Source organism: Actinomycetes bacterium (assembly GCA_035489715.1).
Lineage (GTDB): Bacteria > Actinomycetota > Actinomycetes > JACCUZ01 > JACCUZ01 > DATHAP01.
The window spans coordinates 21,209-29,779 of record DATHAP010000180.1; the positions used below are offsets into that span (position 1 = coordinate 21,209).

Sequence of the window (8,571 nt, forward strand, 5' to 3'; positions counted from 1 at the left end):
CGGGGCCGAGGTCGGGGAGGTGGGGTGGCGGTGTCCGAGCCCGTGCGGCGCTGGGGAGCGGCGGGGCGGCCGGGGGAGCCGGCTGCCCAGGGGCGGGTGCCGCTCGACCTCATCATGACCGCCGCCGCGGTCGGCACCTTCGACTGGGACGTCCGGGCCGACCACCTCGTGTGGGACGAGCAGATCTGCTACCTGTTCGGCATCGACCCGGCGACCTTCGACGGCCGGATCGCGACCTTCTGGTCCACGCTCGTCGACGACGACGTGCCGGCCACCGAGGAGGCGGTGCAGCGCGCGATCGAGACGTGCGGGGAGTACGCCGCCGAGTACCGGGTCCGGCACCGCGACGGGTCGGTCCGCTGGATCGAGGCGCACGGACGGGTGCTGCCGGGCACCGACGGCAAGGCGTGGCGGCTGCTCGGGGTGGCCCGCGACTCGACCGAGCTGCGGCTCGCCCGTGACACGGTGGCCCGCACGCTCGAGCACATGGCCGACGCGTTCGTCGCGGTCGACCGGGGGTGGCGGGTCACCTACCTCAACCGCAACGCCGAGTCGCTGATCGGCGCCGGCCAGGAGGTCGTCGGCTCGCTGCTGTGGGTCGCCTGGCCGGTGCTCGTCGGCGAGGGGCACGACCGGGTGGTGCGCGCGGCGGTCGAGACGGGGGAGCCGCAGGTGCTGACGACGTACGTCGTCGCCACCCAACGGTGGTGGCAGCTGCGGGTGGTGCCCTCCGAGGGCGGGACCGGGGGTGTGTCGATGTTCGCCACCGACGTCACCGCGGTGCGCGCTGCCGAGCTCGCCCAGGGCCGCGACCTGACCCGGCCGGAGCAGGCCCGCCGGGTGCTGGCCTACACGGCGGCCCTGGCCGAGGCGGAAGGCCTCGGCGACGTCATCGAGACGGTCGCGACGATGGTCCTGCCGGCCTACGGCGCGACCGGGATGCTGGTGTCGCTGCTCGAGGCCGGCCGGCTGCGGCTGGCCGGGCACGCCGGCTACGACGAGCGAGCGGTCCAGATGCTCGCGGTGCTGGCACTGGACGGGGCGACCCCTATCTCACAGGTGCTGCGGACCGGCCGGCCGCTCTTCCTGCCGTCCCGGACGGCCTACCTCGGTCTTTTCCCGCACCTGCTGGAGACCGTGGAGGCCTCCCAGAAGCACGCCTGGGCCTTCCTCCCGCTCACCGTGTCCGGGCGCACGTTGGGCAGCCTGACGATCAGCTTCGCCGAGGAGCACGACTTCCCGGCCGACGAGCAGTCGCTGCTCGTCGGGCTCAGCGGGCTGATCGCGCAGACGCTGGCCCGGGCGAGGCTGCGCGAGTCCGAACGCACCCTCAGCGCGGAGCTGCAGTCGCACCTCCTGCCGCGGGTCCTGCCCGAGCCCACGGGGGCGGTCGGCACGGCCCGCTACGAGCCGGCGACCGACGGCATGGGTGTCGGTGGCGACTGGTACGACCTGCTGGAGCTGCCGGACGAGCGGGTCGGCCTGGTCATCGGCGACGTGCAGGGTCACAACATGCAGGCCGCGGCGGTGATGGGCCAGCTGCGCAACGCGCTGCGCGCCTACGCCGCCGAGGGCCACGAGCCGGCCGCGGTGCTGTCGCGCACCAACCGGCTGATGAGCGACATCGACCCGTCGCTGTTCGCCACCTGCTGCTACATCTCGGTCGACGTGCGGTCCAGCCGGGCGACAGTGGCCCTGGCCGGGCACCCGCCACCGCTGCGCCGCGCCTCCGACGGTGCCGTCGAGGCGCTGACGGCACCGGTGGGCGCGCCCCTCGGCGTCGCCCCGGAGGACGAGTACGCCACCCAGCAGTGGGACGTCGCGGACGGCGACGTGCTGGTCCTCTTCACCGACGGTCTGGTCGAGGACTCCAGCCGCAGCCTCGACGTCGGGCTGGACGCCCTCGCCGAGGTGCTCTCCGCCGCGGACGTGGAGGACCTGGACGGCCTGGCCGACCACCTGATGGCCGCATCGCTGCCCGAGGGCCGGCGCTCCGACGACGTGGCCGTGCTGGTGGTGCGCTACCGGCCGCCCGAGCGGCTCGCCGCGGTCACCGCCCGGTTCTCGGTCGACCGCAGCGACCCCCGGGCGGCCCGGGCGGCGCGGGACGCCATCGCCTCATTCGTCACCGATCCCGAGCTGGCCGAGCTGCGCGACACCTGCGTGCTGCTGGTCTCGGAGGTCGTCACCAACGCGCTGCGGCACACCGACGGCCGGGTGTGGCTGGAGCTGTGGCGCTACCCGGACCGGCTCCGGGTCGAGGTGTCCGACGAGACCAGCCGCGGGCTGGTCACCGGCGGCAAGGGGCTGCTGGACGAGTCAGGCAGGGGCGTACCCCTCATGGACGCCTTGAGCGACCGCTGGGGGACGGCGCCCCGCGGTGACGGGAAGGTCGTCTGGTTCGAGCTGGACCTGACGAGCCCTCCGACCGCTCCCTGACCGGGCCCGCGGTGACCACCACCGCCTCGCCGGACTCGGCGAGCTCGCGGACCTCCTCGGAGCCGGGGCCGGCCGGCACCGGTGCGACCTGCACGCCGGCCCGGTCGAAGAGGCGCTGAGCCGGCCGGACCTGGTCCGGGGCGAGCACCGACACCACGACGCCGTTGGCGCCGGCGCGGGCAGTGCGGCCCGAGCGGTGCAGGTAGTCCTTGTGGTCGTTCGGGGGGTCGGCGTGGATGACCAGGTCGACGTCGGGGACGTGGATGCCGCGCGCGGCGACGTCGGTCGCCACGAGCACCCGCGAGTGCCCGCTGGAGAAGGCGTCCAACGCGCGCTGGCGCTGCCCCTGCGTGCGGTTGCCGTGGATGGCCTGTGCGTGGACGCCGATCCGGCCGAGCTGCTTCACCAGACGGTCCGCGCCGTGCTTGGTGCGCACGAAGAGCAGGGTGCGGGCCGGTCGGGCGAGGATCTCGCCGAGGACGTCGACCTTGTGCTGCAGCGACACGACGAGCGCGCGGTGCTCCATCGTCGACACGTGCGACTCCGCGGCGTCGACGGCGCGCGCGACCGGGTCGGTGAGGTAGTCACGGACCAGCTGACCCACGGCACCGTCCAGCGTCGCCGAGAAGAGCATCCGCTGGGTGGTGGCCGGGGTCATGTCCAGGAGGCGGCGGACGTCGGGGAGGAAGCCCATGTCGGCCATGTGGTCGGCCTCGTCGAGGACGCAGACCTCGACCTCGTCGAGGCGGCACGAGCGCCGCTCGATCAGGTCCAGCAGCCGTCCGGGGGTGGCGACGACCAGGTCGACGCCGCGCTCGAGGGTGGCGATCTGGCGGCCCATCGACGCGCCGCCGTAGATGGCGACCGTCTTGACGCCGACGGCGTGACCGAGCGGCTCGAGAGCGTCGCGCACCTGCACGGCGAGCTCACGGGTCGGCACCAGGACGAGCCCGCGCGGCGCCCTGGGCTGCGCGCGGTGGCCGCTCAGGCGGGCGAGCATCGGCAGGCCGAAGGCGAGCGTCTTGCCCGAGCCGGTCTTGGCCCGGCCGAGCACGTCGCGCCCGGCCAGCGTGTCGGTCAGGGTGGCGGCCTGGATCGGGAAGGCGGTGCGGATCTCGCGGCGCTCGAGCGCCGTGACCAGCTTCTGCGGAAGGCCGAGCTTGGCGAATGACGTCTCCGTCGGCGCTGGTGCGGCCGCAGCGGCCTTCTCGAACCACGCGTCGAGCTCGCGGTCCGCGGCGCGGGTCTGCACCGCGGCGGACGAGCCGGACGAGCGACCGGCGCTGCGGCCTCCCTTGCTGCCGGAGCGCTTGGGGCTGGGCCGGCCGCCGTGGCCGCCGGGGCGGCTTGCTGTCGGGCGGTTCGGGCGGCTGTCGGGTCGTGCGGGCGTACGGGCGGAAGGCATACGGATGTGGTCTCCGGGGCTTGAGGCCGCGCCGGAGGGCTGCGCCACCGATGTGGTGGGAGCTCGTCTCGTGGAACGACCACGCGGGCAGCTCGCCCGCGGGAGTGGCGACCGATCGGCCGCCGTCGTGATCACGAGTCTACCGGTGGTCGTGGCTCCCGCTCGCCACCTGCGCTGTGTCGGTGGTCACTGGGCCGGGTCGGCCAGGCCTAGGCGCGTCGGGCGTTGCCGCTCGTCACCATCCGGGCGATCCGCTCGGCGTCGCCGGCCGACCACGACCCGTCGACGACCCCGCGACGTACTTCTCGAGCAAGCCGTGCCACCGCCCAGGCGCGGCCGCCTCGCTGACCAGTGCCTCGCGCCCCGGTCGAGCGGGTCGAGACGGTGCCATGGCGGTGGTGGTCGACGAGAGGGAGCTCGCTGACGGCGCTCACCCGGCCATCGTGCCGGACACCGGGCGGACTGCGCCCCGAAGTGCCCAAGGCCTGGGTCGGCGCGACGTACGGACGTCAGGCCGGTGGCGCCAGCCCCCACTGCTGCTTGAGGTCGAGGACCCGGCGCGCCGACGCCTCGGCCTGGGCGCGGGGGAGCCGGCCGTCGGCCAGCGCGGCCGTCACGGCCCGCACCGCGCGCAGCGGCCCCGCGTCGCAGGGCATCGCCCAGTCGGCGCCGGCCCGCAGCGCCCGGACCGTGGCCCGCGCCGGCGAGATGCCGAGCGAGCTGCTGGCGGCGGCCATCGCCAGCGAGTCGGTCATGATCACCGCGTCCGGGCCGGCGCTGCGCCGCAGGTAGTGCAGCGCGTGCCGCGACAGGCTGGCCGGGATCCCGTCGCGAGTCAGCCCGGCCGAGAGCAGGTGCCCGACCATGACGACCCGGGCCCCGTCGGCCAGCTCGCGCCCGAAGGGGACCAGGTCGCGCCCCTCGAGCACGCTCAGCCGGGGCACCCGCGCCGGGCCGGTGTGCGAGTCGCCGGCGGCCCCGTGCCCCGGCCAGTGCTTGATCACCGTCGCGACCCCGGCGTCCTGCATGCCGAGGCGCCAGGCGCGGGCCATCCGGGCCACCCGGTCGGGGTCGCGGGCGAACGCCCGGTCCAGCGCGGCGATGTAGCCGCCGGGCAGCTCGAGGTCGGCCACCGGCGCCAGGTCCATCCGGACACCGAGCCGGCGCATCCGGTCGGCGTAGTCGTGCGCGGTCCGGCGGACCCGGGCCGCCCGCCAGGTGCCCATCGTCTCGGCGGAGGGAAGGCGGTAGATGACCCGCCGTAGCCGCTGGACGAGACCGCCTTCCTCGTCGCTGGCGACGAACGGCTTCACCCTGGTCGGGGCAGCGTCCTGCACGTCGCGCAGCCGGTCGCGCAGGTTCGCCGGTGGGGTGCCGAGCAGGGTGACCGCTCCGATGCCCGCGGCGGCGTGGCGCTCGGCCCGGCCGAGGTGGGACATGTCGACGCAGCTGATCGTGAGCTGGGCAGCCAGCCGGCGGTCGGCCCAGCTCGAGGGGTCGGGCCCGGCGGCGGTGGACGCCACCGGCCCGGCCGGCAGCAGCGCCGCGGCGACGACGGCGGCGGCAGCAGCCGGGACGAAGGGGAGCACGGACGCCGACCGTAGTGGTCCTGCGACGTGATGGAGCGGGGCGGTGCGAGGATCGTGGCGTGACGTACGGACCGGCCTCGGGCCGTGGCGGGAGCGGGCGCTCGGCGCAGTCGGCGCAGACCGGCCGGTCGGGCCACCCGCGCCGTCCTGCCCTGCTGGGCAAGGTCGCCCTCGAATCGATCGGCGGGTCGCCCGACCCGGCCCAGCTGGCCGAGGCCGCCCACACCACCGCCTCGCTGCTGGTCGAGGCCGGGCGGGCGACGACCGACGAGTCGGCCCGGGCGCGCCTCGTGGCTCTGGTGGACGACGTCGGTCTCGACACGGTGGCCGAGATGTGGGCCGACCGGCCGGCCCGGTCGCTCCCCGGCGCGCTGTGGCGGCTCTACGCGCTGCGCGAGTGGGTGCGCAACACCCCGTTCGAGGCCTCGGCCGACTTCACCGCCGGGCGCTCGGCCGCGGCGGTGTCGCACGTGGTCGCCGGGGTGGCTGACCCGCCGACGCCCGAGGCGCTGCAGGTGCTGCTCGACCAGGTGCTGCACGGCGTGTTCGCCGGCGACCTGGACGTCGCACTGGAGCGGGCCGGGGCCTTCTGCCGGGTCGTGGTGGCCGGTCGGGTGGTCCGGGCCCATGACACCGACGACACCGACCCGGTCGCCGCCGACGCGCTCACCCGCTCGTCCGCAGCCCTGCACGACACCGCCGACGACCTGGAGGCGGCCGCCGCCCTGTGGCGGACCCACGACCTGGTCTGAGGCGGGGCGACGCGCCCGGGTGTGGACGGGCACTGGCGAGGTGCCCGCCCGTTTGTCACACTGGTCCGCGGCTCCTCCGGGAGCCGGTGAGGGTGCCGGGCCGCGGTAGCCCCGGGTCCCATGTGAAGCCGCCTCGAGCGGCCCTGCGCCGTGAGGCGCTCCCGGCCCGGCACCCCACTCACCAGTCCGCTCGGTCCAGCGGGCCGACGTCTCCGTGGAAGCGCCCGCCGCCCTCGGCGCGGCCTCACGAAGATCGTTTGCGACGTTCGTGCCGCTGCCGAGCGGCGTGTCGCGGCGTGTCGGTGGGCCGGATGTCGCGAACGATCAGGGCTGAGCCACCTCGACGACCCGGCTCAGCCCTCCGGCGGCCGGTCGCCCCGCTGCTCGCCGCCCCGCTGCTCGGCGAGGAACCGCTCCAGCTCGGCACCCAGCTCGTCGGCCGTCGGGAAGCCGCCGCGGCCGGCCAGCAGGCCCTGGTCGTCCCCGGGCGCGTCACCACCCCGGGCAGCGACGTAGGCGTCGTACTGCTGCTCCAGCGCGTGGACCACGGCCTCGACCTCGGTCGACCCCGCGACCTGCTCGTCGAGCTCGGCCCGGGTCGCCTCGGCCGACGCACGCAGCGGGCCGGTCGGCAGGGTCAGCTCCGTGGCCGCCGCGACGTTCTCCAGCAGGGCTGCCGCGGCGTCCGGGTAGTCGGACTGGGCGAGGTAGTGCGGCACGTGCACCGCGAAGCCCATGGCGTCGTGCCCGTGGTGCCCGAGGCGGTACTCGAGCAGGTTGGTCACCGCCCCGGGCACCTGCACCGTGCCCACCCACGGGTCACGCCCGGCCACCAGCTCGGCGCGGGTCGCGTGCGCGGTCACCGAGGTCGGCCGGGTGTGGGGGACGCCCATGGGGATGCCGTGGACGCCGATCGTCAGCCGCACGCCGAAAGCCTCGACCAGTCCGCGCACCGCGTCGACGAACCGGTCCCAGAGGATGTCCGGCTCGGCGCCCTCGAGCAGCAGGAAGCGCGCCCCCGCCGCGTCGGTCACCTCGTGCAGCACCAGGTGCGGGTCCTCGTAGGACTCCCAGTGGTTCTCGACGAACACCATCGGCGGCCGCCGGGACCGGTAGTCGAGCAGCCGGTCGACGTCGAACGTCGCGAGCGGCCGGTGCTCCAGGGTCGCCAGCAGGTGGTCGCGGGCCAGCGAACCGGCCTGCCCGGCGTCGATGAACCCGGTGAAGACGTGCAGCAGCACCGGCCCCGCGGACGTGGGGTCCGCCGGGCCGGTGCCGTGCAGCTCGTAGAGGTCGCGGGGGTCGAGCACCCCGTCATCCTCGCACCCGGGCGGTCGCCGGGCAGCGGGCTACTGCACCCGAGGCTGCAGCAGGTGCTGCTCCGACTCGCGCTTGTGGCAGCGCTCGTCGTGGCCGATCTGGCGGAAGAGGTCACCGAGTGACTCGAACGAGCCGTACTCCGCGCACAGCTGGCTCTGGTACGGCGTCACGTCGAACTCCGGGTTGGCCTCGACCAGCTCGGCGTACGAGTGCTCGGCGTGGTCCTCGAAGTCGGCGTTGAGCCGGTGGCTCCAGCCCGGCTTGACGGCGTACATGACCCAGCAGATGTTCCACCAGGTGAAGGCCATCACCTTGGGCAGGAACCGGAAGCGCAGCGCCCCGGTCCTGCGGCCGGACCGCTCGACGAGCTCGGACAGGACCAGCAGGTGCCACTGCTCGTTGTCCTGCTGGGCGCGGAACTCCTTGAGCCGGTCGAAGATGCGCAGGGCCAGCCCGACCTTCCGGTGGTTGCGGGTGATCCGCTTGTAGGACGCGGTCTCCCAGGTCTGGTAGGGGACCCGGGCCACGATCTCGAGCACCATGAACTTCTCGAGGGTCATCTTGCGGCCGTACAGCAGGTCCATCTGCAGGAACATCGCCTTCGACACCAGGCTGTAGCGGCGGCGCGGCGCGGCGAGGGTCTCGGCGTGCACCCGGAGCAGCTCGTCGTGGCTGAGCTTGGGCGGGTCACCGTGGGTGTCCTGCGAGAGGTCGGTGGCGGTGCGCTGGGTCGGGATGTCGATGAGCATGGTCATGGCGGCGGTCTCCGTCTGTGTGGCCCTGTCGAGGACGTGGTCTCGGGTACGTCCTCAGGCTTGTCCGGCGGCGCCGCCGCGACGACCGTGCTCCCTGGCGGGTCGGGGGTGTGGTCACCACCACGACGGGGCGCGCGGCAGCACCCGGCGCGACGGTCCGGCCTGGCGTCCCGGCGTGTCGCGAGCGGGTTCGCAGGGAATGTCGGGTTACATCGGGGGCAGCCACACGTGACAAGGCCCCTCGACGCATGAGGTCGAGGGGCCTTGTGCGGTCCCGGGCCCGAGGCAGGGGGGCCTCGGGCCGGGGGATC

General features: G+C 74.8%; 7 protein-coding genes. 2 read left to right on the forward strand and 5 right to left on the reverse strand.

What is annotated here, in order from left to right; genetic code table 11:
- The first annotated feature begins 30 nt into the window (after window positions 1-30).
- Window positions 31-2,439, forward strand: a complete 2,409-nt coding sequence (locus VK640_14685) for a SpoIIE family protein phosphatase (protein ID HTE74427.1) — start codon at window positions 31-33, stop codon at window positions 2,437-2,439.
- On the opposite strand, the gene VK640_14690 is transcribed toward VK640_14685, so the two are convergent.
- The 3 genes from VK640_14690 to VK640_14700 form a co-directional block, all read right to left on the reverse strand.
- The gene (locus VK640_14690) at window positions 2,339-3,691 is read right to left on the reverse strand and encodes a DEAD/DEAH box helicase (protein ID HTE74428.1); all 1,353 of its coding nucleotides are present in this window, start codon (window positions 3,689-3,691) and stop codon (window positions 2,339-2,341) included. The genes VK640_14685 and VK640_14690 overlap by 101 nt on opposite strands.
- 362 nt (window positions 3,692-4,053) lie before the next feature.
- A complete protein-coding gene (locus VK640_14695) occupies window positions 4,054-4,278 on the reverse strand; it encodes a hypothetical protein (protein ID HTE74429.1) in 225 nt (74 codons plus the stop codon).
- A gap of 75 nt (window positions 4,279-4,353) precedes the next feature.
- Window positions 4,354-5,433: a glycoside hydrolase family 3 N-terminal domain-containing protein gene (locus VK640_14700; GenBank protein ID HTE74430.1), complete on the reverse strand. Its 1,080-nt coding sequence runs from the start codon at window positions 5,431-5,433 to the stop codon at window positions 4,354-4,356.
- 59 nt (window positions 5,434-5,492) lie between these two features.
- Between VK640_14700 and VK640_14705 the strand changes: the two genes are divergently transcribed.
- Window positions 5,493-6,185, forward strand: a complete 693-nt coding sequence (locus tag VK640_14705) for a hypothetical protein (protein ID HTE74431.1) — start codon at window positions 5,493-5,495, stop codon at window positions 6,183-6,185.
- Window positions 6,186-6,538: 353 nt separating this feature from the next.
- Here VK640_14705 and VK640_14710 read toward each other — a convergent pair whose 3' ends face one another.
- Both VK640_14710 and VK640_14715 read right to left on the reverse strand, forming a co-directional pair.
- On the reverse strand, window positions 6,539-7,468 hold the full coding sequence (locus VK640_14710; protein ID HTE74432.1) for a PAC2 family protein: 930 nt from the start codon (window positions 7,466-7,468) through the stop codon (window positions 6,539-6,541).
- A gap of 66 nt (window positions 7,469-7,534) precedes the next feature.
- Window positions 7,535-8,260 carry an alternative oxidase gene (locus VK640_14715; GenBank protein HTE74433.1) on the reverse strand — a complete coding sequence of 242 codons (726 nt, stop codon included), beginning with the start codon at window positions 8,258-8,260 and terminating at the stop codon, window positions 7,535-7,537.
- Between the last annotated feature and the right edge of the window lie 311 nt (window positions 8,261-8,571).

Coding starts and splice junctions, on each gene's coding strand:
- VK640_14715 (HTE74433.1), bottom strand. CDS start 8,260: ATGACCATGCTCATCGACATCCCGACCCAGCGCACCGCCACCGACCTC.